General features: G+C 64.7%; 29 protein-coding genes and 1 pseudogene. 8 read left to right on the top strand and 22 right to left on the bottom strand.

Annotated features, from left to right (window positions below):
- The 8 genes from OWC48_RS33430 to OWC48_RS33395 form a co-directional block, all read right to left on the bottom strand.
- Positions 1 to 768: a serine acetyltransferase gene (locus OWC48_RS33430; protein WP_282523799.1), complete on the bottom strand. Its 768-nt coding sequence runs from the start codon at positions 766 to 768 to the stop codon at positions 1 to 3.
- Between the two features lie 63 nt (positions 769 to 831).
- Positions 832 to 969 carry a hypothetical protein gene (locus OWC48_RS33425; protein ID WP_282523798.1) on the bottom strand — a complete coding sequence of 46 codons (138 nt, stop codon included), beginning with the start codon at positions 967 to 969 and terminating at the stop codon, positions 832 to 834.
- Positions 966 to 1,223: a hypothetical protein gene (locus OWC48_RS33420; protein WP_282523797.1), complete on the bottom strand. Its 258-nt coding sequence runs from the start codon at positions 1,221 to 1,223 to the stop codon at positions 966 to 968. The genes OWC48_RS33425 and OWC48_RS33420 overlap by 4 nt, the downstream gene beginning before the upstream one ends.
- Before the next feature lie 439 nt (positions 1,224 to 1,662).
- Positions 1,663 to 2,157 (bottom strand): DUF2852 domain-containing protein, encoded by a 495-nt coding sequence (locus OWC48_RS33415; RefSeq protein ID WP_282523796.1) that lies wholly within the window; start codon positions 2,155 to 2,157, stop codon positions 1,663 to 1,665.
- A 120-nt stretch (positions 2,158 to 2,277) separates the two neighbouring features.
- Complete coding sequence (locus OWC48_RS33410; RefSeq protein WP_282523795.1) at positions 2,278 to 3,018, bottom strand: TetR/AcrR family transcriptional regulator; 741 nt, start codon at positions 3,016 to 3,018, stop codon at positions 2,278 to 2,280.
- Between the two features lie 173 nt (positions 3,019 to 3,191).
- Complete coding sequence (locus tag OWC48_RS33405; RefSeq protein ID WP_028152209.1) at positions 3,192 to 3,554, bottom strand: YciI family protein; 363 nt, start codon at positions 3,552 to 3,554, stop codon at positions 3,192 to 3,194.
- Between the two features lie 66 nt (positions 3,555 to 3,620).
- Entirely contained in the window at positions 3,621 to 4,025 is a 405-nt protein-coding gene (locus tag OWC48_RS33400) for a YciI family protein (protein ID WP_282523794.1), read from the bottom strand.
- 166 nt (positions 4,026 to 4,191) lie between these two features.
- Positions 4,192 to 4,557, bottom strand: a complete 366-nt coding sequence (locus OWC48_RS33395) for a nuclear transport factor 2 family protein (RefSeq protein WP_282523793.1) — start codon at positions 4,555 to 4,557, stop codon at positions 4,192 to 4,194.
- A gap of 307 nt (positions 4,558 to 4,864) precedes the next feature.
- On the opposite strand from OWC48_RS33395, the gene OWC48_RS33390 reads away from it, so the two are divergent.
- A complete protein-coding gene (locus OWC48_RS33390; protein WP_282523792.1) occupies positions 4,865 to 6,532 on the top strand; it encodes a PAS domain-containing methyl-accepting chemotaxis protein in 1,668 nt (555 codons plus the stop codon).
- A gap of 93 nt (positions 6,533 to 6,625) precedes the next feature.
- Here OWC48_RS33390 and OWC48_RS33385 read toward each other — a convergent pair whose 3' ends face one another.
- Positions 6,626 to 7,003, bottom strand: coding sequence for a cupin domain-containing protein (locus tag OWC48_RS33385; protein ID WP_282523791.1), 378 nt, complete (start codon positions 7,001 to 7,003; stop codon positions 6,626 to 6,628).
- Between the two features lie 89 nt (positions 7,004 to 7,092).
- Between OWC48_RS33385 and OWC48_RS33380 the strand changes: the two genes are divergently transcribed.
- The 4 genes from OWC48_RS33380 (at position 7,093) to OWC48_RS33365 (ending at position 9,858) form a co-directional block, all read left to right on the top strand.
- Positions 7,093 to 7,881: an SDR family NAD(P)-dependent oxidoreductase gene (locus tag OWC48_RS33380; RefSeq protein WP_282523790.1), complete on the top strand. Its 789-nt coding sequence runs from the start codon at positions 7,093 to 7,095 to the stop codon at positions 7,879 to 7,881.
- 131 nt (positions 7,882 to 8,012) lie between these two features.
- The gene (locus OWC48_RS33375; protein WP_404979850.1) at positions 8,013 to 8,441 is read left to right on the top strand and encodes a hypothetical protein; all 429 of its coding nucleotides are present in this window, start codon (positions 8,013 to 8,015) and stop codon (positions 8,439 to 8,441) included.
- Positions 8,442 to 8,729: 288 nt separating this feature from the next.
- Complete coding sequence (locus tag OWC48_RS33370) at positions 8,730 to 9,068, top strand: hypothetical protein (protein ID WP_282523788.1); 339 nt, start codon at positions 8,730 to 8,732, stop codon at positions 9,066 to 9,068.
- Positions 9,069 to 9,495: 427 nt separating this feature from the next.
- Complete coding sequence (locus tag OWC48_RS33365; protein ID WP_282523787.1) at positions 9,496 to 9,858, top strand: hypothetical protein; 363 nt, start codon at positions 9,496 to 9,498, stop codon at positions 9,856 to 9,858.
- A 104-nt stretch (positions 9,859 to 9,962) separates the two neighbouring features.
- Here OWC48_RS33365 and OWC48_RS33360 read toward each other — a convergent pair whose 3' ends face one another.
- From OWC48_RS33360 to OWC48_RS33345, 4 genes are all read right to left on the bottom strand, one after another.
- Positions 9,963 to 10,376 carry a VOC family protein gene (locus OWC48_RS33360; protein WP_282523786.1) on the bottom strand — a complete coding sequence of 138 codons (414 nt, stop codon included), beginning with the start codon at positions 10,374 to 10,376 and terminating at the stop codon, positions 9,963 to 9,965.
- A 114-nt stretch (positions 10,377 to 10,490) separates the two neighbouring features.
- A complete protein-coding gene (locus tag OWC48_RS33355) occupies positions 10,491 to 11,027 on the bottom strand; it encodes an SRPBCC family protein (protein ID WP_282523785.1) in 537 nt (178 codons plus the stop codon).
- A 79-nt stretch (positions 11,028 to 11,106) separates the two neighbouring features.
- Positions 11,107 to 12,408, bottom strand: coding sequence for an RNA polymerase sigma factor (locus tag OWC48_RS33350; RefSeq protein ID WP_282523784.1), 1,302 nt, complete (start codon positions 12,406 to 12,408; stop codon positions 11,107 to 11,109).
- On the bottom strand, positions 12,405 to 12,773 hold the full coding sequence (locus tag OWC48_RS33345) for a YciI family protein (protein ID WP_282523783.1): 369 nt from the start codon (positions 12,771 to 12,773) through the stop codon (positions 12,405 to 12,407). Before OWC48_RS33345 ends, OWC48_RS33350 begins: the two co-directional genes overlap by 4 nt.
- A gap of 141 nt (positions 12,774 to 12,914) precedes the next feature.
- Between OWC48_RS33345 and OWC48_RS33340 the strand changes: the two genes are divergently transcribed.
- Positions 12,915 to 13,880 (top strand): glyoxylate/hydroxypyruvate reductase A, encoded by a 966-nt coding sequence (locus OWC48_RS33340; RefSeq protein WP_282523782.1) that lies wholly within the window; start codon positions 12,915 to 12,917, stop codon positions 13,878 to 13,880.
- Between the two features lie 101 nt (positions 13,881 to 13,981).
- A pseudogene (locus OWC48_RS33335) lies at positions 13,982 to 15,948 on the top strand (cache domain-containing protein).
- 180 nt (positions 15,949 to 16,128) lie between these two features.
- On the opposite strand, the gene OWC48_RS33325 reads toward OWC48_RS33335, so the two are convergent.
- Positions 16,129 to 16,773, bottom strand: coding sequence for a TetR/AcrR family transcriptional regulator (locus OWC48_RS33325; RefSeq protein ID WP_282523779.1), 645 nt, complete (start codon positions 16,771 to 16,773; stop codon positions 16,129 to 16,131).
- A 108-nt stretch (positions 16,774 to 16,881) separates the two neighbouring features.
- Between OWC48_RS33325 and OWC48_RS33320 the strand changes: the two genes are divergently transcribed.
- The gene (locus tag OWC48_RS33320) at positions 16,882 to 17,526 is read left to right on the top strand and encodes a glutathione binding-like protein (RefSeq protein ID WP_282523778.1); all 645 of its coding nucleotides are present in this window, start codon (positions 16,882 to 16,884) and stop codon (positions 17,524 to 17,526) included.
- A 72-nt stretch (positions 17,527 to 17,598) separates the two neighbouring features.
- On the opposite strand, the gene OWC48_RS33315 is transcribed toward OWC48_RS33320, so the two are convergent.
- The 8 genes from OWC48_RS33315 to OWC48_RS33280 all read right to left on the bottom strand — a co-directional run bounded on the left by OWC48_RS33315 (position 17,599) and on the right by OWC48_RS33280 (position 26,627).
- A complete protein-coding gene (locus OWC48_RS33315; RefSeq protein WP_282523777.1) occupies positions 17,599 to 18,366 on the bottom strand; it encodes an ABC transporter substrate-binding protein in 768 nt (255 codons plus the stop codon).
- 37 nt (positions 18,367 to 18,403) lie between these two features.
- On the bottom strand, positions 18,404 to 18,682 hold the full coding sequence (locus OWC48_RS33310; protein ID WP_282523870.1) for a cytochrome c: 279 nt from the start codon (positions 18,680 to 18,682) through the stop codon (positions 18,404 to 18,406).
- 152 nt (positions 18,683 to 18,834) lie between these two features.
- A complete protein-coding gene (locus OWC48_RS33305) occupies positions 18,835 to 20,550 on the bottom strand; it encodes a PQQ-binding-like beta-propeller repeat protein (RefSeq protein ID WP_282523776.1) in 1,716 nt (571 codons plus the stop codon).
- A gap of 327 nt (positions 20,551 to 20,877) precedes the next feature.
- Positions 20,878 to 21,000 (bottom strand): hypothetical protein, encoded by a 123-nt coding sequence (locus tag OWC48_RS33300; RefSeq protein WP_282523775.1) that lies wholly within the window; start codon positions 20,998 to 21,000, stop codon positions 20,878 to 20,880.
- A 1-nt stretch (position 21,001) separates the two neighbouring features.
- On the bottom strand, positions 21,002 to 22,660 hold the full coding sequence (locus OWC48_RS33295; RefSeq protein WP_282523774.1) for a hydantoinase B/oxoprolinase family protein: 1,659 nt from the start codon (positions 22,658 to 22,660) through the stop codon (positions 21,002 to 21,004).
- A gap of 2 nt (positions 22,661 to 22,662) precedes the next feature.
- On the bottom strand, positions 22,663 to 24,747 hold the full coding sequence (locus OWC48_RS33290) for a hydantoinase/oxoprolinase family protein (RefSeq protein WP_282523773.1): 2,085 nt from the start codon (positions 24,745 to 24,747) through the stop codon (positions 22,663 to 22,665).
- A 133-nt stretch (positions 24,748 to 24,880) separates the two neighbouring features.
- Entirely contained in the window at positions 24,881 to 25,702 is an 822-nt protein-coding gene (locus OWC48_RS33285) for an NAD-dependent protein deacetylase (protein ID WP_282523772.1), read from the bottom strand.
- 88 nt (positions 25,703 to 25,790) lie between these two features.
- Positions 25,791 to 26,627: an SDR family oxidoreductase gene (locus tag OWC48_RS33280; RefSeq protein WP_282523771.1), complete on the bottom strand. Its 837-nt coding sequence runs from the start codon at positions 26,625 to 26,627 to the stop codon at positions 25,791 to 25,793.
- Between the last annotated feature and the right edge of the window lie 65 nt (positions 26,628 to 26,692).

The raw sequence follows: 26,692 nt of genomic DNA, 5'->3' as shown, positions 1-26,692 counted from the left end.
TCAGGCCGCCGAGGCGGGCTCGGGGCAATTGGTCAGCCGCGCGGGATTGCCGATCGCGGTGCAGCCGGCGGGCACGTCGCCGGTCACAACGGCGCCGGCGCCGATCTTTGCGAAATCGCCGATATTGATGTCACCGAGAATGGTCGCGCCGCCGCCGATGTAGACGCCGCGGCCGATGCGCGGCGAGCGCGCCGGCAATTCACCGCGGCGGCCGATGCTGACGTTCTGGAGGATGGTGACCTCGTCGCCGATCACCACATTCGCACCGATCACGATGCCGGTGGCGTGGTCGAGATAGACGGACGATCCAATGGATGCGGCCGGATGAATGCTGATCTGCAGCAGGTTGGACGCCTCGTTCTGAAACAGCAGCGCCGCGTCGCGATGGTCATGACGCCAGAGCCAGTTCGAGACGCGCCAGGCTTGCAGCGCGACATAGCCCTTGTAGTGCAGCAGCGGCGGCAGCAGTTCGGCGATGGCGGGATCGCGCCGTGCGATGGCCTGCAAATCTCGGCTGGCGGTTTCGATCAGGTCTGGCTCACCTTGAAAGGCGTCGTGGGAATAGGACGTGAAGCGCGTGCGCCCGGCGGGGCCGCTGCCGAGCCGCTGCCCGATCAAATCGGCCAAAGCGGCGGCAAAATCATCATGAGCGAGAATGGCACGCGCAAGGGCCTTGCCGAACACGGGGTCTGCATCGGCCGCGCGCTGCGCCTCGCTGCGAACCTGTTGCCAGAGGCCGTCGCTCGCCGTGATCGCAGCTTCCGCCATTGTCGCCTCCGGTCCGCCCACTCTTGTGAAGGCGAATATAGGCGGTCCGGATCGGGGCGCCAGTCACGCCGCCGGGACGCGCTTGCTTTCGCCCTGAAGACCGGGCCGGGCCTGCTTGCGCAGGCTGAGCGCGTAGAGCCAGCCGCCCGCCGCGATCAGGATGGGCAGGACGAAGAGCACGAAATCGCGGAGCAGGATCATGGGGCGATGCTCCCCTTCGCAAACGAGACCGCGCGGCCGAGTGCGAACGAGGCGAACCAATAGAGATAAAGGCTGAGAAAGAACCGCCAGGATTCGCCGAGCTGCCACTGCGGATAGAGCTGGACCTCCGTCGGCCATCCATTGAGGAACGCGATCGCCACCGGCACGGTGTTTCCGAACCGGTCGAACAGCGCCGCGGCGCGCTCGAGGAGCGCGATGCTAAGGCTGATCTCTTTGCGTTCGGCGTTGGCCATGCTCGTACCCGTTGGCGCCGCGGAAGGCGCGCCGTCAGGGCTTGGTCGGGCCCGGCGCGGATCGGGTTCTACCGGTCCTGCACATGTACGTGATCAACGCCGCAGAACGCACGCCCGCCGGCGCAGAGGCGAAAATGGCAATCGGGATCGGACGCGCAGCTGCCATAGACCAAGCGATGTAGCCCAACACCGCCAAGGCGGTCACGCCAAGCAGCAGGCGGGTGTAGAGGTCCATGATGTGTCGTCCAGACAAGAGCAGCCCGGCGGATCGAGGTGGCACGCGCAAGTCTTCGCGCAAGTCTTGGTGTCGGATCGTCGGCAGTTGGTTCTGGTCCCCGAAAAACCAAACCGCCCGCCTGCGGGTTGCGCAGGCGGGCGGCTCGGGGCCATCAGGACTTTGGGGGCATGCGCCTGAAGGCTTTGAGAGGCAGACCCCGGATCAGCCTTGAGACTGCTGATCGGTCGGCGGCGGGGTCGGGCGCGTCTTGTGCTGCGCCATGAACTGGTCGAACTCTTCCTTGTCCTTGGCGTGACGCAGACGGTCGAGGAAGTTCTTGAACTCGACCTGCTCTTCCTCGAGCCGTTGAAGCGTCTCGGTGCGGTACTCGTCGAAGGCGCGGTTGCCGCTCGAGGGCGGACCGAAGCCGAAGCCAAAGCCCCGGCGCTCCATGCGGCCGCGCATGCGGTCCATCTTGTACTGCATCCGCTCCATCTTGTTCTGCCAGCGATCCTGGTTGCTCCAGCACGACATTCTTCTGCTCCCGAGTGTGAAAAAGAGAAGGGCAAGTCCGATCGGCCACCAGATGATGAAGCCGAGGATGGTCACGGCGATCCAGCCGGGATGCCAGGGCGTGTCGAGCATGCGCGGATGCTCGTATTGTTGGTGTTGGTCCGAGGGGCCGCGCCATCGATTGACATCAGCGGTGTAGGCCATTTCCATCTCCATCACGGCACCAGCGCCGTTGTGAATGTAAATAACATTTACATAGCTAGACCATCCCGCGATTTTGTCAAGCCGGCCGCCTGACAGGGTCGCCAAATTATTTGCGCAATTTTATTTCGGCTTGCCCCAGGGTCCGCCGGGCGGCAGGCCAGAACCGGAGGATGCCTCCGGTGGCACCGGCGGCGGCTCGGCGCTTCTCGCCGGCGGACGGCGGTCGGTCGGAAAGCCGAGGCCGCGCAGATAGATCAGCACCTCGGCTTCGAGCAGCTCGTCCGGCGACATCGGCAGTTTTCGCCGCGCGGCGTCGCCGCGCGAGAACAGCGAGGCCACGCCGTGCGCCATCGACCAGATGTGCAGCGCCATCATCATGGCTGGTGGCCGCGGCGTGCCGGGCGGCGCCAGCGCGGCAAGCCGCTCGGCGGCGGCGCGAATGATGTTGAAGGCGCGTTCACTGGCGGCCTGCAGAGCCGGATTTGAATCGACCGGCACGCCTGATTCGAACATCGCGTTGTAGAAGGCAGGCTCCTCGCGGGCAAAGGCGAGATAGGCCTTGCCGACGCGCTCGAACGCCGTGACCGTATCCGGGCGCCCGTCGTCCCAGGCCGCGGTCAGGCGCTGCTCGAACTGCTCGAAGCCGCGCTGCGCGATCGAGGCCAGCAACTCGTCGCGGTCACGGAAATGCCGGTAAGGCGCCGCCGCGCTGACGCCCGCCATGCGCGCGGCATCGGCGAAGGTGAACCCGGCCGCGCCCTTCTCGGCGATCAGCCCGAGGGCGGCCTGCAACAGGGCTTCCTTCAGATTGCCGTGGTGATAGCCGCGCTCGGCGCGGCCCTGGTCCTTGCGCCAGCTCATGTGAACGAGCTTTACATGAGCCGGGCGTGAAGGTCACTAGCGCAGGCCGGACTTGATTAACCGGCCACCTCGTCATTCCGGGGGCGGCTCGACCCGGGGCTGCTCGACGAGCCGAACCCGGAATCTCGAGATTTCCGGGTTCGCGCGTGTGCGCGCCCCCGGAATGACACGGCCTAGCCGCCGGGAATCGGCAGCACCGGCATGATCTCGACGCGTTCACCGGGGAAGATCGCGAAGTGCGGGTGGTTCTCGAACATCTTGGCTGCGGCCTCATGGGACGCGGCGCGGACCACGGTGAAAGCGCCCATCTCGTTGGCGATGTCCGCGACGCCCTTGCCGTCGACCTTCTTGGTCTTGCCGAGAGGGCCGCCCATGGCCTGGATCGCGCCTTGATGCTTCTCGACCCAGCCTTTCCAGGCCGCCATGCCCTCCTGCTCCTTCGCCTTCCGCTCGGTCTCGGACATCGCGTTCCATGCGGCCCATTGCGGGCTGGTCTTGCTGCCGAGGAAAACGGCGAGATAGGTATCGGTGCTCATTGGTTCACTCCTTTGTTGATGGATGATGGATTGACGAAGCCGCGATTTGATCCGCGGCCGTCTCGGCTACGCCTTCAGATCGTCGAAGCCGGCGGCGGCTGCCTGTACCTCCGGCGAAAAGTCGGCCATCTCCTGCACCTGCCGGATCTCGATGACTTCATTGGCGGAGGCCGGGCACTTCTTCGCCCAGGCGATCGCCTCCTCGCGCGAGGCAACCTCGATCATCCAGTAGCCGCCCAGGACTTCCTTGGCTTCGGCGAAGGGGCCGTCGGTCACGATGGGCTCGCCGGTCGCGAACGAGACGCGCGCGCCCATCGACGGCGGGTGCAGGCCGTCGAGCGTGATCAGCACGCCGGCATCCTTCAGAGCCTCGTTGTAGCGCATCATCGCGGCGACGCGTTCGGGATCGAGTTGCACGTCCGGCGGCGCGGTCTCGTAGCCGAGCGGAATCATTAGCATCATGAATCGCATGAGCAGTCCTTGCTTGCTTTGCCGTTTCGGGTTTGCGCGGCGCGGCGCCACCCCCGGAAGGACGGGAGCGGCGGTCCGGGCCGCCCGCCCTTACCTCTAAGACGAACCAACCTTTACGGAACCGACAAGGTGATGAAAATTATTCCGGAGGTCATTGCGCCGGCCGCTAGCGCGGCTGTGGCAGGAAACGCCCATCCTTCCGAGCCGCGCCGAAATAGACGTCGATGCGGCGGACCTTGCCACCGCCAAAGGTGAAGAACTCCGTGTTGCGAAAGCTCCTGCCATCTTTCGCCAGACAGAGATAGGTGACGAAGGCCTCGTCGCCCCGGACGAAAATCCGCTCGATGTCGTGTCGCGCGATCCAGCCGGCGTCCCGCCAGCAGCGCTCGAAATAGGCCGCCTTGTCGAGGTCGTCGTCGAACGGACTGGTGAAGCGGAAATCGTCCGCCAATGCGTCGGCGACCCGTTGCCGGTCGTTGCCGAGATAGGCGGCGAACAGGTCTCGAATCAGGTGCTCGCGGTCGTCAGGCATCGATGGTCTCCGCTGAGAAGTTCCTCTTGAAGACAATGCACGAACGCGTGCCCCGACATTGCTCGCCGAATTTCAACAGAGACGATGCGAAAATATCGCGAGGCGGGTCCGTACGAATACGGTCCGAATATGTTCACCGCCGTGCATATAGGACGAGAATCTTCGCGCGCAGAACAACATGGCCAGCGCCGGAGACCGCGCAGCTTGCTGCAAGGGTTTACAGTTGATCAACGCGCGCATGCAACTTTTCGAGAAGGCCCATTGCAGCTCGGCCGACGCATAGTTGAAACATTACGGGGAACTTCAAGTGTTCAATTTCAACAGCAAGGCCAGGATCCAGCACGCGCTCGCGGAAGTCGACGCCCTCGATCGCTCGCAGGCCGTCATCGAATTCGATCTCGATGGCACCATCCTCGATGCCAACGAGAACCTTCTGAAAATGAGCGGCTATTCGCTCGCCGAGATCAAGGGCAAGCATCACAGCATCTTCGTCAGCCCGACTGAGCGCGAGAGCGCCCGCTACCGCGACTTCTGGGCCAGCCTGAACCGCGGCGAATTCCAGACCACGCAATACAAGCGCTTCGGCAAGAACGGCAAGGAAGTCTGGGTTCATGCCTCCTACGCCCCGCTGCTGGACAAGAACGGCAAGGTGGTCAGCTTCATCAAGTTCGCCACCGACATCACGGCGTACAAGATCAAGACCATGGAAGACTCCGGCAAGATCGCCGCGATCAACCGCGCGCAGGCCGTGATCGAGTTCAACATGGACGGCACCATCGTCACCGCCAACGAGAACTTCCTGGGCGCAATGGGCTATTCGCTCGACGAGATCAGGGGCAAGCATCACAGCATGTTCGTGACGCCCGAGGACCGCGCGAGCTCGGCCTATGCCGCGTTCTGGGCCAGGCTGAACCGCGGCGAGTTCGAGGCGGCCGAGTACAAGCGGCTCGGCAAGGGGGCTAAGGAGATCTGGATTCTCGCGACCTACAACCCGATCCTCGACGAGACCGGCAAGCCGTTCAAGGTGGTGAAGTTCGCAACCGACATCACCGCGCAGAAGATGAAGGCCGCCGACAATGACGGCCAGCTCGCAGCGATCCAGAAGTCGCAGGCGGTGATCGAGTTCAACATGGACGGCACGATCCGCACCGCCAACGAGACTTTTCTCAAGGCGGTGGGCTATTCGCTGGCCGAGATCAAGGGCCAGCACCATTCCATGTTCGTCGAGCCGAACGAGAAGCATTCGGCGGCCTACCGCCAGTTCTGGGAGACGCTCAACCGCGGCGAATACCAGGCCGCCGAATACAAGCGGATCGCCAAGGGCGGCCGCGAGATCTGGATCCAGGCATCCTACAATCCGATTCTGGATCTCAACGGAAAACCCTACAAGGTGGTGAAATACGCCACCGACATCACCGCGCAGGCGATCGGCCGCAAGAAGGCCGACAATGCGCGCGGGCTGATCGAGGCGGTGGCGGCCGGCAGCGAGCAGATGAGTGCATCGATCCGCGAGATCTCCGAGACCATGGCGAAATCGCGCGAGACCTCCAAGGTCGCGAGCAGCCGGGTCGACGCCGCCGACGGTCAGGCCCAGCGACTGAACGCGGCCGCGCAGGCCATGAGCGGCATCGTCGAGATGATTTCGGGCATCACCAGTCAGATCAACCTGCTTGCGCTCAACGCCACGATCGAATCGGCGCGGGCGGGCGAAGCGGGCCGCGGCTTTGCCGTGGTCGCCTCCGAGGTGAAGAACCTCGCCAGCCAGGCCAAGCAGGCCACCGACACGATTACCTCCGAGATCGACGCGCTGAACACCATCTCGGGTGACGTTGCGAGCTCGCTCACCGCGATCAAGGCCGCGATCGCCGGCGTCAACGAGTTCATCGCCTCCACCGCGGCCGCGGTCGAGGAGCAGAGCATCGTGACCTCAGACATGTCGTCGAACATGCAGCGCGCATCGGCGGAGCTGGCGTAAGCCCTGGCCCTATCACTATCCCCGTCGCCCTTCGAGGGCCGCTGCAGAAGCGGCCGCCCTGGGGTGACGGTGATAGAGACAGGCGCCCTTACCCTACCGCTCCCAGCGTCGCGTCGCTTCACTCGCCCCTTCCGGCAGCATCTCGAAGACCGGCGAGGCCAACACCGCATGCACGTGCAGCATGGTCGCTCCCGAATTGCGAAAGCCGTGCTTGCGGCCGGCGGGAACCAGCAGCGCCTGTCCGGCCGTCACCGTGATACGCTCGGCTTCGACCCACATCTCCGCCTCGCCCGCCCGCACGGTGAGCACCTCCTCGACCGTGTGACTGTGCGTCGGCGCGCCGGCGCCGGGATCGACCCATTGCTCGAAGATGCAGAGCGCGGTCGCGCCGTTGTGCGCGGATGCGACCATGCGGGTCTTCACACCTGGCCGCCATTCCTCGAGCGGGATCGTGCTGGGATCGATGAGCATGGCCTGGAGCCCTTCTTGCCGGGACGAAAGCGAAGTAAAAGGAGCCCGCGCTCGTGCGCGCCCCTTTCGGACACAGGACAGATTAGCAAATGCCGCAGGCCCTACAAAACGTCGCCCTCGTCACCGGAGCCGCGCGAGGCATCGGGCTGGCGACGGCCAAGAAATTCCTGGCCGAAGGGTGGCGCGTCGCGCTGCTCGATATCGAGGGGGAGCTGCAGGCAAGCGCGGCGGCGGCGCTGAAGAATCCCGATAACACGCTGGCAATCACCTGCGACGTCTCCGACGCAGCCGCCGTGGCAGCTGCAATGGCGGCGGTCATGAGCCGCTTCGGTCGGCTCGATGCTCTCGTCAACAACGCCGGCGTCGCCGTGTTCGCGCCAGTGCTGGAGACCAGCGATGCCGACTGGAACAGGATCATGGCGGTCAATCTCACCGGCCCGTTTTTGTGCACCAAGGCGGCCGCGCCGCTGATGCGCGAGCAAGGCGGCGGCGCCATCGTCAACGTCACCTCGATCTCGGCGGTGCGCGCCTCGACGCTGCGTTCGGCCTATGGCACCAGCAAGGCGGGCCTTGCGCACCTGACCAAGCAGCTCGCGGTCGAGCTCGCCTCGCTCAACATCCGCGTCAACGCGGTTGCGCCGGGGCCGGTCGACACCGCGATGGCGAAGCAGGTGCATACCAGGGAGATCCGCGCCGACTATCACGACGCCATTCCGCTCAACCGCTACGGCCTGGAGGAGGAACTCGCCGAAGCGATCTATTTCCTGTGCTCGGAACGATCGAGCTACATCACCGGCCAAATTTTGGCCGTCGATGGCGGCTTCGATGCGGCTGGCATCGGCCTGCCTACGCTGCGCGGCGAACGGCGGAACGGGTAGGCACAGGATTTGTAGGGTGGGCAAAGGCGCGAAGCGCCGTTCCCACCTTCCCTCCAGATTTGCGATGCCATTGGTGGGCTACGCTTTGCCCACCCTACGGGATCGAGCTTGTGGAGTGCTCCATGCGACGCATGTTCTTTGTTGGTGCCTGGATGCTCGCATCTGCGCTCTTTACCGCCACCCCCGCCATGGCCGAAATCCGCATCATCCAGTCGCCGGGCGGACAGGTCGGGCCGTTCCTCGACCTGTTCGAGCAGGTGCGCGAGAGCGGCGAGCGCGTAGTGATCGACGGTCCGTGCCTGTCCGCCTGCACGCTGGTGCTGAGCATCGTGCCGGGCGAGCGCATCTGCGTCACCAAACGCGCGGTGCTCGGCTTCCACGCGGCGCGTTCGGTCGACCGGCGCGGGCGCTTTTATGCCGAGCCCGAAGCCTCCGACGCGGTGCTGCAGGCCTATCCCGGCCCGGTGCGCGACTGGATCAGCCGGCACGGTGGCCTCTCGTCCAGATTGCTTTTGCTGAAGGGCCGCGACCTTGCCGCGATTTATCCACGCTGCCGCTGAGCAACAGGCGGCCGCCAGCGATGTGACCGGGTTGCATCCGCCACTGTCCGGCGATTAGGCAGTCTTGCAAAATTCCGGCGATCCGGGCACGAAATCCGCTCAACCGCTTCGCAATGCCTGCCCAATTTAGGCGGTTTGCGGCTTTTCCCGACCGTCTATGATGGTCCCGTCCAGATTGAGGCCGCTCGGGTCACGATGGCTGCAGGGCCGTCATAATCTCAGCAATGGTCGCAGACTAGGATGGTTCCGCTTTTTCGAGATTACTCATTTTCAAACCGGTCGCAGGTCGTGCAGCCCCTCGATTTTCACTACCGCCTGTCGGACCAGGGACGCATTGTCCTTGGCCAGTTGAGCTCCCAGGAAACCGTCGAATTCGAATTGCTGTCGCGGCGCGACCGCGAGGGTCTGATGGACCTGCCGTCCGAGCTGCGGCTGCTCGAGCTCTATGTGAAATATATCGGCTCGGGCGCAGAGGCTGCGCTCGCGCCGTCGGAGCCCGCATGGCAGGTGAGCGAACAGCGGCGGAGACCGCCGCGCGCGCGAACGGCACGGCCGCGCAACTACATCCTCTCGATGGTCGTGATCGCGAGCGTCAGCTTCACGCTCATCGCGTTGCTGGTGGGCTAGCAGGCAAGCGCGACGGCGAAATTGCGCCGGTCGCGCATTTCGTCGGGCCTAGTAGAGCCTCTGGATGGTCTGCGCCAATTCCAAGGTCGCGCAGATGAGCATGCCCCAAAGTGCAAAATTGATTTGTAGCGCCGCTGCCATCGGTCGCTCCCCTTCCAAGTTGCGCCCACCCCAGTTTGTAGAATTTATGAAGAAATTATTAGCGATTCTGTCGTGGAGTTCACAGCCTAATATTTCGCCAGTTGTTGTGCGATGCGATCCGCATCATTTCACGAAGCGGCCTCACTGCTCTCGCAATGTGATGCGAGAGAACGATTCCATATTGGATCTGGCGGCCACGTCGTTTCCCTTAGGTTCCATTTAACCGGCGCGATGCAAGGCTCCGCACGCGGAGTTTGCGTGTCGCGTACCGTACCAAGGGTCCGGCATGCTGCGTCACGGCTTCATCTTGCTCACTTTTTGCGCAGCGCTCCTCGGATGCGCGGCCGCGCCGGCGCAGGAGCGCCGACCGATCGCATGGGACGGCCTCGGCCGGGATCCGAACCAGGCCCATCACCGTCCCTCTGTCACAAAGCGGAGCGCAGCCAACCCGGCGCCTGCGCAGGACAATCCCAATCAGGAGCGGGAAAGAGTGCTCGGCACCTTACGCCCGTTCTCCGAGGCGTGGTGGGTGGTCCATGACGAAATCGAGGCGGAGAACGACAGGCAGCTTGGCACGAAACTCGTGATCTGCCCTCGCTGCGTCGAACCGTCCCCGCCAAGCGATGACGCGACCGGATCGATCCGGTGAGCGATCCAGCCGACCGGCCGTGTGACGCGACGACAGCATAAGCGGCCCTCTCCCGCAACTACGGGAGAGGGATCACGGCTTGCCGCATCAGGCGGTCACGCCTGTCACATTCCCTCGGCCGGGCAGTTCACCATCCAGGGAATCCCGAACTTGTCGACGCACATGCCAAAACCCTTGGCCCAGAACGTCTTGCTGTAGGGCATGGTGACGGTGCCGCCGTCGGCGAGCGCGTTGAACTTGCGCTCACCGTCCGCGGGGTCCTTGACCGTGAACGAGATCGCGAAGCCCTGCGGCTTGCTAAAGTGCTCGGGCGGCACGTCGGAAGCCATCAGCACACTGCCATCGGGCAGCGACATCCGCGCATGCATGATCATCTTCTCGCGGCCGGGCGCGGCGGGCATGTCCGGCGGCGCGTCCGATGAGCGCATCATGGCGTCGATCTTGCCGCCCAAAACCTTGGCGTAGAAGTTGAACGCCGCTTCGCAGGTGTCCTGATAGAACAGATAGGCATTGAGCATCGTTTCTCTCCTTCGCTTTCTTGTCGGTTTCTTGTCGGTTCCTTGGCAGTTCCTTACAGTTTCTTGGCGGTTTCCTGGCTGCTCCTTAGCTGCTCCTTGGGGCAGCAAGCCTTGTTACTTCTCGGTGAGCTTCTTCAGGCTGGCGAGGCCGGCCTCGAAGTCCTTGCCGATCATGTTGTCCATGTTGATGAACACCTGCATCACCTTGGACATGAACGGCGCCGGACCGTACATCGCCCATGTGACCAGTGTGGCATCGCCTTGCGGCACAAAGGTGAACTCGGCGGTGTTGTGGCCTTCGAACGGGCGCTCGAAATCGAGCTTGATGCGAAGCTTCGACGACGTGCTCGCCTCGAGGATCTCCATATGCCCGGCGCCGACATTGTTGTTGCCGTCCCAGGCATAGGTCGCGCCCTTGCCTGACGTGGTTCTGCCGAAGGTCCGCTTCATGGCGGGGTCGCGCTCCTCATAGGGCGACCAGCTCATCCAGAAATGGAAATCGGCAACGTGCGGATAAATCGCATCGGCCGGCGCCTTCACGGCGAGCGAGCGCTCGACACGGAACGTGTCGGGCTTTGTCAATGCGAAGACGAGGACCGCGGCTATGCCGACGGCGAGCACGACGGCGATGATGGCAATGGCTTTCAGCATGAGTGGGCTCCCTGGATATGGAATTAAGACGAAAGGGAACGGCGGGAGCCGACAATTGGCGGGACGAAATTTTTGGCCGTCACTTTGCCTTTGCGCCCTGCCTGGCGCCGCCATTGGCGCCCTTCGGCTGGCTGTCCCGGATCAGGCGATCGATGTGCATGCGGATATGGGCGGCTTCCGCCGAAGTATTGGCGAGTGCGATGGCGCGGTCGAAGGCGATGCGGGCTTCGTCGTTGCGGCCGAGCTGCATCAGGAAGGCACCACGCACGCCGTGGAAATGAAAGTAGTTGGCGAGTTTCGGCGCCAGCGGCTCGATCAGCTCGAGCGCCGCTTGCGGCCCGCGCACCTTGGAGACCGCAACCGCGCGGTTGAGCGTCACCACCGGCGAAGGCTGCATCACTTCGAGCGCGCCGTAGAGCAGGTCGATCTGCGTCCAGTCGGTTTCCTCGGGCGTCGACGCGCGCGCATGCAGCGCGGCGATCGCGGCCTGGACCTGATAGGGGCCGCTGCGGCGATGGCGCATCGCCTTGTCGATCAGCGCCAGGCCTTCCGCGATCATGGTGCCGTTCCACAGTTTACGATCCTGGTCGTCGAGCAGGATCACCGCGCCGTCCGCGGCAAAGCGCGCGGCGCTGCGCGCATGCTGCAACAGCAGCAGCGCCGCGAGCCCCATGATCTCCGGCTCGCTCTGGAACAGCCGCAACAGCAACCGCGCCAGCCGGATCGCCTCCTCGCACAGCGGCTTTCGGATCTCCGCGGTGTCGCCGCTGGCCGAATAGCCTTCGTTGAAGATCAGGTAGATCATTGCGGCAACGCCGGCGAGCCGCTCGGAGCGCTCGACCGCGCCGGGCGTTTCGAACGGCGTCCCCGCTTCCGCAACCTTCGCCTTGGCACGGGTGATGCGCTGCTCCATCGCCGCTTCCGAGACCAGGAAGGCGCGCGCGATCTGCTTCACGGTGAGACCGGAGACGATGCGCAGCGCCAGCGCGATCTGCTGGGTCGCCGGCAGCTGCGGGTGGCAGCAGATGAACATCAGGCGCAGGATGTCGTCGCGGTAGTGCGAGCCGTCGAGCCGCTCGGCGAGCGCACCCTCGGCATCGTCGAGATCGGAGATGGCCTGGTCGTCCTCGGGCAGCGGCTGCTGCTTGCGGGCGCGGCGGACCTCGTCGATGGCGACGTTGCGGCCGACCATGATCAGCCAGGCCGCGGGATCGCGCGGCGGCCCGTTCTGCGGCCAGGTCTTGAGCGCGCGCAGGCAGGCGTTCTGGAAGGCCTCTTCGGCGGTGTCGAGATCGCGGAAATAGCGCAGCAGCGCGCCGACCGCCTGGGGTCGCGCCGAGGTCAGCGCGGTCTCGATCCAGGCGGTGTCGGCCTCGCTCACGTCAGATTTCCTCCGGGCCGGAATACGCCCACGGGCCGCACCTCATAGGCACCGCCTGGATTGGCCGAGCCGAGGTCGCGCGCAACGTCGAGCGCTTCGTCGAGGTTCTTGCAGTCGACGATGTAGAAGCCGAGCAATTGCTCCTTGGTCTCGGCATAGGGGCCGTCGAGCACCAGCGGCGGGTCTTCCTTGCGCAGCGTCGCCGCCGCGGTGGTCGGCAGCAGCCGCGCCACCGGACCGAGCCGGCCCTGCTGTGTGAGCTTGTCCTGCACCACGGCGAGCTTCTTCATCACGGCCTCGTCCTGGTCCTTGCTCCAGGAGCCGACGAAGTCCTCGTCGTGATAGCAGAGGATCGCATAAAGCATGGGCAGCACCTTCCTGAACGCTTGTTTTTAAGACGATCCAATATGCCCCGCCCCGACAGGGCTGCGGAAAAAATTTGCGAGAAAAATCCGTCGGATCGTGCCAAGGAGGGTTTTCAAAGCGGAACCGACGAGGCACTTCGAATGAGCATGGGCACACTGGCCGTCCTGATCAACAGCACGCAGCAGAACTGGCTGCCGGAGCGCTGGAAGGCCCGGTTCGACGCGGTCTGCGACGGCCGCCGCGTGGTGCTGCTGCCCGACGCCTCCCTCGATCCGGCCGAGGTGCACTATGCCGCGGTGTGGAAGCCGGTGCCGGGCGACCTCGGCGCTTTCCCCAATCTGCGTGCGATCTTCAATCTGGGCGCGGGCGTCGATGCGCTGATGGCCGACAAGAGCCTGCCCGACGTACCGCTGGTGCGCGTCGCCGTGCCTGATCTCACCAATCGCATGACCGAGTATGTCGTGCTGCACGTGCTGATGCACCACCGCCAGGAGCTGTACTTGCGGGACTCGCAGCGCGCAAAACGCTGGGAGCCGCAATATCAGTGGCCGGCGAGCGCCGTCACCGTCGGCGTGATGGGGCTTGGCACGCTGGGTGCCGATGCCGCCGACGTGCTGCGCCGGCTCGGCTTCCGCGTTGCCGGCTGGAGCCGCAGCCCGCGCACGATCGCGGGCGTCGAATGCTTCCATGGCGCCGCGCAGATCGATGCATTCCTGCGCAAGACCGACATCCTGGTCTGCCTGTTGCCGCTGACGCCTGATACGCACGGCATCCTCAACCGCGACGTCTTCACCAAGCTCAACCGCAACAGCCCGCTCGGCGCGCCCGTGCTGATCAATGCGGGTCGCGGCGGCTTGCAGAACGAGGCCGACATCCTGGCCTGCCTCGACGACGGTACGCTTGGCGGGGCCTCGCTCGACGTTTTCGTGCAGGAGCCGCAGCCTGCGGACAGCCGGTTCTGGACCCACCCCAAGGTGCTGCTGACCCCGCACAACGCGGCCGACACCGACGCCGATGCAATCTCGGCCTATGTCGCCGAGCAAATCGCAAAGTTCGAGGCCGGCGGTGCGCTGGAGAACGTGGTGGATCGGTCGCGGGGGTATTAGGGCTCTTCAGACACCCTCGGTTGTCGTCCCGCCCTCGTTCACCCTCTCTTAGCGAGGAGTTGATAGGCGTTGTTAACCAACGCTCAAACAACGAGTCGGACATGCGGGCAACGCTCGGCCTCAGGATGCGGATCACGGTTGCGCTGGCGGTGACTGCGGCGGCGACCGCGCTGTTTGCAGTGCTCGGGGCGATGTGGATCATCGCCGGGATCATCGACCGGGCCGACCAGCGGGAGCTGCGCAGCCATTACGATGCCTTGCAGTCGCGCATCGCCGAGGAATCGCAGCGCGCCGCCGCGATGAGCGCCGTGGTGGCGGCCATGCCGGCGACCCAGGAGGCGATGGCAAAGCAGGACCGGGAGGCGCTGGTGCGCCTGTTCGGGCCGGTGTTCGCCGCCATCAAATCCGACTACGGCGTCGATCAATTCCAGTTTCACGTGCCGCCGGCGACCTCCTACCTGCGCGTCCACCAGCCGGCCAAGTTCGGTGACGACCTCTCGGGCTTCCGCAAGACCGTCGTCGTCGCCAACCAGGACCACAAGGTCGTGGTCGGTCTGGAAGGTGGCGTGGCCGGGCTCGGCATCCGCGGCGTGGTGCCGATCGCGCAAGGCGGCAAACATCTCGGCACGGTCGAATTCGGTCTGACCTTCGGCCAGCCCTTCCTCGACGACTTCAAGGCCAGCCGCCATGTCGACGTCGCCTTCCATCTCGCCGACGGCTCGGGCTTCAAGCTGTTCGGCGGCACGCTGAAGGGCAAGAGCTTCTTCGACGCGGCCGACTACGGCCGCGCCGCCGGCGACGGATTCACGGTGCGGCAGGCCAGGCTCGACAACACGCCGGTCGCCGCGCTGCTCGGACCGATCAAGGACTTTTCCGGAAAGCCGTTGGGCGCGGTCGAACTGGTGATGGACAACGCCGATTACGAGGCCTCCGCCGACCGCGCCTGGTTGCTGGCGATCGGAATTGCCGCGCTCGGCCTCGTGCTGGCGGCGCTCGTCGGCTATCTCATCGCCCGCAGCATCTCGCGCCCGATTCTCTCGATCACATCGGTGATGCGCGAACTCGCCGACGGCCGGCTCGACGTCGCCGTTCCCGCCATCAAGGCGAATGACGAGGTCGGCGCTATGGTGAGGGCGGTGGCGGTGTTCCGCGACAATGCGGTCAACTTCAACAAGCTTCAGGCGGAGCAAGCCGACATCCAGGCGCGGTCCGAAGCGGAGAAGCGCCGCGCCTTCGCCGCGCTGGCCGACAATTTCGAGGCCAGCATCCGCGAGGTCGTCACCACGGTGTCCGCGGCCGCGGTCGAGATGGAGCACACCGCGCGCTCGATGTCCGGCATCGTCGAACAGTCGCGGCAGCAGACCCGCGCGGTGTCGTCGGCCTCGGCCTGGCCTCGGAGAACGTGCAGACGGTCGCGGCCGCCGCGGAAGAATTGTCCTCGTCGATGACCGAGATCAGCCGCCGCCTCGCCCACGCGACCGAAGTCGTCGGCAAGGCCGCAAGCGACGGCCGGCAGTCGAACGCACGGGTCCAGAGCCTCGCGGACGCCGCGCAGAAGATCGGCGACGTCGTCTCCTTCATCAATGGCATCGCGGGGCAAACCAATCTGCTCGCGCTCAACGCGACGATCGAGGCGGCGCGCGCCGGCGAAGCCGGTCGCGGCTTTGCGGTGGTTGCTTCCGAGGTGAAGGCGCTCGCAACCCAGACCGCGAAGGCGACCGAGGAAATCGGCGCGCAGGTGACGGCGGTGCAAGGCGAGACATCAGGCGCAGTGGACGGCATCCAGTCGATCTGCGCGACGATCCAGCAGGTCGACGAGATTTCGGCTGCGATCGCCGCAGCCGTCGGCCAGCAGGGCACCGCGACGCAGGAAATCGCACAGAACGTCCAGCAGGCGGCAGCCCGCACCGGCGAGGTCTCGCAAAACATCTCCGGCGTCACCGCCGGCATCGCCGCGACCGGCACGGCGGCCGAGGAAGTGCTGGGCTCGGCGGTCGAGCTGTCGAAGCAGTCGCAGCGGCTGCGGGACGAGGTGGATCGCTTCCTCGCACATATTCGCGCGGCGTAGCGAGGCCACGATCTCGCCCCATCCCCGGTGTCGTCCTCGCGAACGCAGGGACCCATACCGCGTGATCTATCGATAGCGCACGGTCGGCGTACCGAAGACCCTTCAACTCCGAATTTTCGCCAAACCACTCCCTGTGGTTATGGGTCCCGGGCTCTTGCTGCGCGCGCCCCGGGACGACGGCTAGGGCCTGGGCCCCACCATCACGTCGATCGCTCCCTTCACGATCGCCTCGAGCTCTTTGCGCGACACGCGGGCGCGGGAGCGGATAGCGATTGAATGCACGGTTGCGGACGCGACCTGCGCAAGCACGGCCGGGTCGGCGCTCGCGGGCAACTCGCCCTTCTCCTTGGCGCGTCGGAAACAACTGGCAAAGGCCTTGTCGAGCTCGGTCAGTCCATCCAGCACCATGGCACGGATCTCGGGATCGCCGACGGCTTCGGACGCCGCGGTCACCACCGTGAAGCAGCCGCGCGGACCGGTCTCGCCGGAGAGATAGATGTTCAGCGCGGACGCGAAGACGCGCTCGAGCCGCTGGCGCACCGGCATCTCCTGGCGAAAGATCTCGACCATCGAGGCGCGCGCGTCCTCGCGGTAGCGCTGGTAGCTCTTGATGTAGAGCTCGCGCTTGTCGCCGAAGGCGCCGTAGAGGCTCGGCCGGTTCATGCCGGTCGCTTCGCTGAGATCGTCCAGCGACGTCGCCGCAAAGCCCTGCCGGCGGAACAGGTCGAGCGCCTTGCCGAGCGCGACCTCTGGCTCGTAGGCACGCGGACGGCCACGGCGCTTCGGCTCATTGGCAGCAGCTGGCGGCTTCGATTTTTGTACCATTTCGCAAATTAATCCTTGACCGCCGCCATATTATACAAGATGGTACAAAAATCAATCTGGCCAGGTTGAGCGACACTGACAACGAGGAATTGCCCAAGGAGGCCCAAGATGGATCTTTATTTCTCGCCGCTCGCCTGTTCGATGGCGACGCGCGTCGCGCTGTACGAAGCCGGCGCCGAAGCGAATTATCTCGAAGTCGATCCGCCGACCAAGACAGTGCTGAACGACGGCACCGACTTCCGGACCGTCAACCCGATCGGCCTCGTGCCGACGCTGCGCACCGACGAGGGCGTGGTGCTGACCGAGAACGCCGCGATCCTGCAATATGTCGCGGATCGGTTCCCGCAATCCGGCCTCGGTGCGGCCCAGGGCATCGATCGCACCCGGCTGCATCAATGGCTCTGCTTCATCGGCACCGAGCTGCATAAGGGCCTCTTCATCCCCGTGCTCGACCGCAAGGCGCCGCAGGAGATGAAGGCCTATGTGCTGGAGAAGAACCTGTCGCGGCTCGACTATCTCGACAATTACCTGAAGGGGCGCGAGTTCCTGCTCGACCAGTTCAGCGTGGCCGACGCCTATCTCGTCACGGTCATCAACTGGACCATGGCGACCCCGCCGATCGAGCTCGCCAAATGGCCGAACGTGAAGGCGTATCACGACCGCCTGCGCCAGCGGCCGTCGGTCGCGAAGGCGATCGCCGAAGAGTTCGAGCTGTACAAGGCCGAGCAGGCGCGGAAGAAAGCTGCGGCGTAAGACCAAAGCGAGATCTTCATAGCGACGTCGTCCTGGCCAAACCGGGACGGCGTCGTTCTCTCGGCAATTCAGCTACCTCGGCGCTTGCAGCACGATCCCATAGCGACCGTATATCCGATCGATCGTGCCGTCGTTGCGCAGCCGTTCCAGCGCTCCGTCGATCGCCTCGCGCAACGCATCATCCGGGCGGACCATGCCGACGGCGACATTCCAGTTGAGGTCGGCCACGCCCTCGTCGCGATCCAGGATCCGGAGTGCCTTGTCAGGATGCGTCAGATTGAAATAGCTCGCCGCGGTGGGCGTGACCGCAGCCGCATCGATCTCATGGTTTGAAACAGCATCGAGGCTGTCGGTCTCGAAGCCGAAGGTCGATATGGGCACGCGCCGTTGACCGATGATCATGGCGGCGACAGAGCCGACCTGCACTCCCACCTTGGTATGCTCGCTGAGGCTCTTGAACGATGTGAGCGCACTGGATGACGGCACCGCGAGCGCGACGCCCGTGCGGTAGTATGGTTTCGAGAGCCTCAAACGGGTTTCGCCTTGCGCTTCGCGATCGGCGATGACATCCAGAAGAATGTCGCAATTGGCGCTGCGCATTTGATACTGCGTGATGATCCAGTCGAGCCGTAGCGGGACACCGAGCTCGCGTGCCAGCACCTGTCCCAACTCGACCTGAAAGCCGGGCGGATCGCCGCTCTTGCGCGCAAAAGGAAGCGAGTTGGGATGCGCGCATAGTCCGAGCGCGCCACTCGCGCGGATCGCGTCGAGGGTTCGCGCCTGCGCCGGTCCGCACAGCCCGATGGCGGCACCGACGATAACCAGGACAATTGCCTTCATGCCGCGTCCTCATCTGGATGGATCAGGTTCCGGAGGGTCAGCCCTCGCGCGGCTTCAAGGCGCGGATATATTTGACGATCTGGTCGATCTGCGCGTCACTGAAGCTCTCGCCGAATGCCGGCATCGCACCTTGCTTGCCGATCTTGATACGGTTGTGCAGAAATTCGTTGTCTCGTTGCGAATTCATCAGTTGCGGTCCCCTGCCAGCAGCCCGGCCGCCGTCGGAGTGGCAAAAGCCGCAGGTCCCCGCGAACAATTGCTCGACGTCCAACGACCCGTTGTCCGGCGCCGGCGTGGCAGATTGAGCTCGAGCCACCACAACGCACAGCAACGAAGCGCCCAGCACCGCCGGAAGCGACTTCAAATGCAGTTTCAACACGTCCGCTCCATTCCTGAATCACGCGCGGCCGCTGCAATCGACCGAGAAGCGGGCTTGCACCCGCTTCTCGGCAGATCGCTTGAGGCAGACTACTTCAAGCTGTAGACGATGAGCGCGCCGTCGTCGCGCGGCATGCTCTTGTAGACACCGCCGAAGGTCGGCGCGTAGTCATCCGAAGCCATGCCGCCGAAGCCGGCGACGACCGCGACGTACTGCTTGCCATTCACGGAATAGCTGATGATGCCGCCCTGATGGCCGGTACCGTCGCCGTGGCTCCACAGCTCGGCACCGGAGTCGGCATCGTAGGCATGAACCGTGCCCCGCGAATCCGGCACGAACACCAGATTGCCTCCGGTCGACAATACGCTTCCGAGCGGTGGCTCAGGGAAGCGGACTTCCCACTTCTTGGCGCCGGTGATGGGGTCGCGCGCGTCGAGATGGCCATAGATCTCACCGCTAGGCGGCGGCGCGATCTTGAAGTCGGCGCCGATGTTGAGCTGAGCCTGAGGAGCAACGATCGGAGTCGTCTTCTGAACTTCGAGCGTCATGCACCATTCCTGGCCGAGCTTGTAGTAGAGCCCCGTCTTCGGGTTGTACGACCCGGCGTTCCAGCTCACCCCACCGGAAATGTGCGGGCACAACGGTTCGGAAACCTTGCCGGCGGAGAAGTCGCGACGGCCGATCAGTTCGCCCGTCTTGGGATCAATGTCCTTGACGAAATTGCTGTTCTGCGTGATCCGCCAGACGTTCTTGACGCCGAGGTTGCGGTCATAGACGAAGATGTATCCGCTCTTGTTCGGATGCACGACGTACTTCTGGCCGTCGCGATCGAGCATCACGAACTCGCCGACCGCGCTGTCGAAGTCCCAGGCGTCATGAGGCAGCTCTTGGTGATAGGATTTCAGCTTGCCGGTATCGATATCGAGCGCGATCACCGAGGTGGTGTAGAGATTGTCTCCCGGACGCGCGCCCTGCGTCTTGTAATCGGCTCCCGACCAGTCGTAGAGCGGCGCCGGGTTGGCAGTGCCCCACAGGACGGTGTTGTTCTCAGCATCGTAGGTGCCCGGCATCCATCCGCCGCCGCCGCCAGTCCGCCAGGAGTCATTGCCCCAGGTCTTCACGGCCTCGTCCGTGCCGGCAACCGTCAGGAATTCCCATTTCTTCTTGCCGGTGGTGGCATCTACACCGAAGATCGGACCCCGGCCCGGCCATTCGCCGCCCTGCGAGCCGATCACCACCGTGCCTTTGGCGTAAAGCGGCGCTCCGGTGAACCCAACGGTCAGCTTCTGGGAATCAATCAGCTTGGTGTCCCACATGACCTTTCCGGTCTTCATGTCGAGCGCGATGAGATGGCCATCCATTGTCCCGACATAGACCTTTCCCTCGCCGAGGGCAGCACCGCGATTGTAGGGCGAATGGGTCTGCCGCGCGACCAAGGCTTCATCCAGCTCGGGGAAGTAGGACCAGATCACCTCGCCGGTAGCGCCGTTCAGCGCAAAGGTGCGGCTATAGGAGCCGGTGTAGTAGAGCACGCCATCGGCCGCGAGCGGCATCGATTGCAGCCCCCGGGTCGAACGTCCGGGGATGTGGATCCACGCGACACCCAGATTGCTCACATTACCGGTATTGATCTGTGAGAGGGGACTGTAGTGATACGACTTGTATGAGCCGTGATAGGTGAGCCAATCGTTCTGACCGCCGGCCTCGATCCGGGCAGTATCCACGGCTTGGGCCCATGCCGATGACGCGATCAGCGTCGCGCCTGCAACAAGAGGTAGGCCAAACTTACACCAACGCTTCTTCATCCGTTCCTCCCGCTTTTGTGTTTTGTTGAACTCGCGTCTCGCAGACGCGGCGAGGGATGTTTGCAGCTCGCTAAGTGTCGGTTCTTCTCCATCGCATATGAGCTGCCAACAGCTCTCGATCTCTCTCGGCGGACATCGCCAAAAGGAGCTACGTTTCCTGGACTGGTTGCTGTTGCACTCCTGCTCGCTCTCACAGAGTACGCCGGATGAGGGAGAGCGCAAAGATGGAATGCGCGAGCGGCGCGAATTTGACGCGCAGCACGAATTTGAAACGGCAGTGGCGCTGACCGTTTCGTCCCAGCCGACAGATCTTCGGACTGAAGCGGGTTATCCGAACGGCACGCGCGGTTGCACCGTGACGATCCCGCGCCAGAGCGTCAGCGGCCGTACGAAGCCGATCGTGATAACGAGGTCGGACAGCGTGACGCGCGCGATAGCGGAGCCCGTCACCTCACCTCGCGCGTCCATAGATCGCAACCGCATTGTCGGCAGACACCAGGCCGCTTGCGACATCGTCGTTGACCGCCACGCGATCGCGCTCGCGCGGATCGCCGATGCCGGCACCGCCCGGCGTCATCACCACCAGCCGGTCATCCGGCGGCACGGTCTGAAAACCCTTGCCGCGCATCTTCTGGCCGGACTTCAGGCCGACATATCCGGCCTCGCCATTCTGGCCGCCATCGCGTCCGCGCGGCGGATGATCGATGCGGTCGAACGCAGCCAGGATATCGAACGGTGCATCGATGCCGCTGCCGACCTCGATGATCTGGCCGAGACCGCCGCGGGTGCGCCCGGCACCGCCGGAATCCGGGCGAAGCTCCTTGCGCCAGAAGATCAGCGGCGTTTGCGTCTCCGCGATCTCGACCGGCGTGCCGCGCACGCCGCTGGGATAGGCGGTCGCCGACAGCCCGTCCTTCGCAAAGCGCGCACCGGTGCCGCCGTTCGAAGTCACCGCCATCGAGAACCCGTAATTGCCGCCGACGCCGCTTCGCGTCTGGCCGCGGACATTGAGATTCCACAGGCACGAGGTGCCTTCCGCCGGCACTCGTTCGGGAATGATCTGGCGCAGGCAGCCGAACACCACGTCGGGCAGCATCTGGCCGATGATGTGGCGCGAGGCGACCGACGCGGGCTTTGGTGCGTTCAGGATCGCGCCAGGGGGAGCCGACACCGTCAGCGGCGAGAGCGAGCCGGCATTGTTCGGGATCTGCGAGGCGACGACGCAGCCGAGGCCGAATACGGTGTAGGCCGTGGTGTAGGACAGGGGCACGTTGATGCCGAACTTCGAAGCGGCCGAGGTGCCGTCGAAATCGACGTGGATACCCTCATCCGAGATCGTCAGCGTCGCGGCGAGCGTGACCGGCGCATCATAGCCATCGACGACCATGGTGTTGTGCCAGCTTCCCTTCGGCAGTTTTGCGATCTCGGCCAGCACGGCCTCGCGCGAGCGGTCGCAGATGTAGTCGCCGAGCTCGTCGAGCGTGTCGATCTCGAACTCGGTCATCATCTCGACCAGGCGTTCGCAGCCGACGTCGTTGCAGCCGGCGAGCGAATAGGTGTCGCCCTCGGTGTCGATCGGCAGCCGCGTGTTGGTGCGGATCATCGCCATCAGCGTCTCGTTGACGACGCCCTGGTCGATCAGCTTGAGCATGGGGATGTAGAGCCCCTCCATGAACACGTCGGTGGCGTCAGGGCCGAACCCGATGCCGCCGATGTCCATGAGATGGCTGGTGCAGGAGAACAGCGCGACCGGCTTGCCGTCCTTGAAGCAGGGCGTGGTGACGACGAAGTCGTTGAGATGACCTGTGCCCATCCAGGGATCGTTGGTGATGTAGGCGTCGCCTTCCTTCATCGTCTCGATCGGGAAATGCGCGATGAAGTGCTTGACCGATTCCGCCATCGAGTTGACGTGGCCTGGCGTGCCGGTCACCGCCTGCGCCAGCATCCGCCCCCTGAGGTCGAACACGCCGGCGGAGAGGTCGCCGCATTCACGCACGATCGGGCTGAAGGCGGTGCGGAGCAGCACCTGCGCCTGCTCCTCGACCACGGCGATCAGCCGGTGCCACATGATCTGAAGATCGATCAGGCTCGCGCCATTTGCCTTGCTCATGATCAGGCCGCCTTTCGTTCCATGACGATGCTGCCGGCACCGTCGATATGGGCGTCAAAACTGTTGGAGACGAAGGTGGACGTCTCGTCCTCGGCGATCACGGCGGGGCCGGCAATGGTCGCGCCCGGTGCCATGTCCTCGCGGCGATAGAGCGGGATCTCGATCACCTCCCCCGCCCGTCCGTCGAAGAATTTGCGGCTGCCCGAGGCCTTGCCGGCGGGCTTGCGCGCAACGGAAGCGACGACAGAAGGATTATGCGCATCGGTGGTCGCGAGCACCGACCAGCTCAGGACCTCGATTGCGGCGCCTGGGATCGGACGCTCGAACATCGCCGAATAGTCGGCCTCGAACTTCTGGCGCAGCCCGGCGAGATCGGCCGATGTCAGCCGCCGGTTCGGCAGCTCGACCGGGATCTCGTGGCCCTGGCCGACATAGCGCATGAAGGCCGCGCGGCGTTCGCGCACCGGCGCACCGGCCGCGCCCGGCTCCACCAGCGCGCGCGCCTCGGTCACCATTTCCTGGAGCAGCTCCGAGACCCCCTCCGTGTCGAAATCATCGAGGCGGACATGGCGGCTGCGCACCAGCTCATAGGCAATGGGAGCAGCCAGGAAGCCGACGGCCGAGCCGACGCCGGCATTCGAGGGCACGATGACCCTGGAGACGCCGATCTTCTCGGCGACGCGCGCCGCATGCAGCGGCGCCGCGCCACCGAAGGCGATCAGCGTGTGCTGGCCGACGATCTCGCCGCGCTCGACCGCATGCACGCGCGCCGCGCTCGCCATGTTCTCGCAGACGACCTCGTGCACGGCATAGGCCGCGGTTTCCGCCGACAGCCCCAGCGGCTCACCGACGGCGCGCAACAGCGCCGCCTTCGAAAGCTCCGGGCTGAGCTTGATCGTGCCGCCCGCGAAGGCATCAGGATCGATCATACCGAGGGCTACGTCCGCATCCGTCACGGCCGGACGCTGGCCGCCGCGGCCGTAGCAGGCAGGGCCCGGCTCCGACGAGGCGCTCTCGGGGCCGACGGTGACGCGCTTCATCGCATCGACATGCGCGATCGAGCCGCCGCCGGCGCCGATCTCGACCATCTCGATCACGGGGATGCGCACCGGCAGGCCGGAGCCCTTCAGGAAGCGCGCCGCACGATCGACCTCGAACACGCGCGAGGTCTCGGGCTGGTATTTTTCGATCAGGCAGATTTTTGCGGTCGTGCCGCCCATGTCGAAGGACAGCACCTTGCTCTCGCCAAGCCGCGCCGCGATCTGCGCCGCGAAGATCGCGCCGCCGGCGGGACCGGATTCGACGAGGCGCACCGGAAAGCGCCGCGCCGTCTCGATCGAGGTGACGCCGCCGCCGGAGGTGACGAGATAGATCGCGCCGCGGAACTGCTCGACCTGCAAGGCATCCGCCATGCGGGCGAGATAACCGTCGATCAGGGGTTGCACATAGGCGTTGGCAACTGCGGTCGACGTGCGCTCGTATTCGCGGATCTCCGGACACACCGCGGAGGACACGGTCACGGAGATGCCGGGCATCTCCTCGCCGAGGATCGCGGCCGTGCGGCGCTCGTGCTCGGGATTGGCATAGGAGTGCAGAAAGGCGATTGCGACGCTCTCGACGCTCAGCGCGCGCAATTTTGGCGCGAGTGCGCGGACCGCTGCTTCGTCCAACGGGAGACGAACGGCGCCGTGCGCGTCGATCCGCTCAGGCACGGTGAAGCGGAGCGACCGCGGCGCCAGCGGCCTCGGCTTGTCGATGCTGAGATCGTACTGGTCATAGCGGCTCTCGGTGCCGATATCGAGCACGTCGCGAAAGCCGTCGGTCGCAATCAGCGCGGTCTTGGCGCCGCGGCGCTCGATGATCGCATTGGTCGCGAGCGTCGTGCCGTGAATGAAGACGTCGATGTCGCTGATATGCGCGCGCGCGTCAGTGAGAATGAGACGCATGCCGTCCAGCACCGCCTGCTCGGGCCGCTGCGGCGTCGTCAGCACCTTGCGCGTCTTGCGATCATGCCCCACGTCCAGCACGATGTCGGTGAACGTGCCACCGATATCAACGGCAAGCCGCACCTCGGCTCCCTCAAGCATTCCAAATTCTCCGTGCTGACCGATAAACTGCGCGAAAACCGCAGCAATTTTCATACCAGCGACAACGCCCGGGGTGAAGCGTCCGAGCCGTTTTGCGTGGCACCTATGCGGTAGAAGGGTGCGGCCCGCGCGCTCAGAGCAGGAATGCAAGCGCCGCCTCGCAGCGCTCCTCGACCTTGAGCGTGAGGAGATCGTCGGCGCGGGTGCGTCCGAGATTGACCGCGGCGATGGGAATTTGCCGGTTTGCGGCCGCCCGCACGAAGCGGAAACCGGAATAGACCATCAGCGAGGAGCCGACGATCAGCATGGCGTCGGCCTGCGCCAGATGATCCTGCGCGGTGGCCACCACGTCGCGCGGAACGTTCTCGCCGAAGAACACCACGTCGGGCTTGAGGATGCCGCCGCAGGCTTCGCAGGCCGGCACCTTGAACGACGAGAAATCCGCATGCTCGAGATCGGCGTCACCATCAGGCGCATCCGCGGCGTCGAGCGTCAGCCATTCCGCATTGGCACGGCCGAGCCTGTCCTGGAATTCGTTGCGCGGGGTCTTCGCCCCGCAGCCCATGCAGCGGACCAGATCGAGCCGGCCATGCAAATCGATCACCTGCCGGTGGCCGGCGGACTGATGCAGCCGGTCGACGTTCTGGGTCAGCAGCATCTCGCAGCGCCCGCTCGCCTCGAGCCGGGCCAGCGCATGATGCGCATCGTTCGGCCTCGCCTGGCCGAACCGCCGCCAGCCGATCAGGCTGCGCGCCCAATAGCGCTGGCGCGTAGGCTCCTCCGACATGAAGGCCTGGAAATTGACCGGCTGGGTCCGCTTCCAATTGCCATGGCTGTCGCGGTAATCGGGAATGCCCGAATTGGTGCTGCAGCCGGCGCCGGTCAGCACGAACAGACGTTCGTGCCGACCGACGAAATCCTCGAGCGAACGGTTTGCCTGCGGAGGTTTTGCCATGGCGCAGATGTAGTCTGCGCCGTGTCGTTTTGCCAGATGTCCGCCGCCGCAACGTGCGCCAGCCCCCCGCAGTCGAAGCTGATCAAATCTAGCTCGCCCAATTGTCCCGAAACTCCGGGAACAGCGTCAGGCCTCCGCAGGCATAGATGGTCTGGCCCGTGATGTAGCTCGCTTCATCCGAGGCGAGGAAGGCGAACACGGCGGCGATCTCTTCCGGCGTGCCGACCCGTCCCAGCGGAATGTGACTGGTGACGACGCCGCGCTTGGCGGGATCACCCGTCCACGCCGCGTTGATCGGCGTGTCGATCGCGCCGGGGCCGACCGCATTGACACGAATGCCGCGGCCGGCGAATTCGAGCGCCAGCGTACGCGTCAGATTGGCGATGCCGCCCTTGCTGATCGAATAAGCGAGATAGCCAGGCTTCGGAATGATCTGGTGGACGCTGGAGCAGTTGATGATGCTGCCGCCTGCCCCGCGCGCGACGAAATGGGCGAGCGCCTTCTGCGCGCAGAGCACGGCGCCGTTGAGGTTGACGTCGATGATGCGGCGGTAGGTGTCGATGTCGAGCGCCTCGCTCGGCGACTCCCGCTGGAAGCCGGCGTTGTTGACGAGACAGTCGAGCCGCTTCCAGCGCGAAAGCACCGTCTCGAACATCGCACCGACCTCCTGCTCATTGCTGACATCGGCCTTGACGACGACATGATCGAGCTTGCCGTGGCCGCGGTCAGCCGATCCTGTCCTTGCAAGCGCAAGTGTTTCCTCGGCCCTCTCGGGATGATCGACATAGTTGATGGCGACGGTCGCGCCCTCCTGCGCGAGCCGGATGGCGACGGCGCGGCCGATGCCCTGGGAGGCACCGGTCACCAGCGCGTATTGGCCGACGAGGCGCGAGGAAAAGGTGGTTGAGCGATCGGTCTGTGGCATGAGCTTTCTCCAGAATGAATCATCATGGATGGAACCGGCGTTTTGTTCCATCCCGCTGGCGCATC

It is taken from the genome of Bradyrhizobium sp. Arg816 (assembly GCF_029989365.1).
Classification (GTDB): domain Bacteria; phylum Pseudomonadota; class Alphaproteobacteria; order Rhizobiales; family Xanthobacteraceae; genus Bradyrhizobium.
Note: the sequence above shows the minus strand (reverse complement) of the source record. Positions and strands in the feature narration are given on the sequence as shown.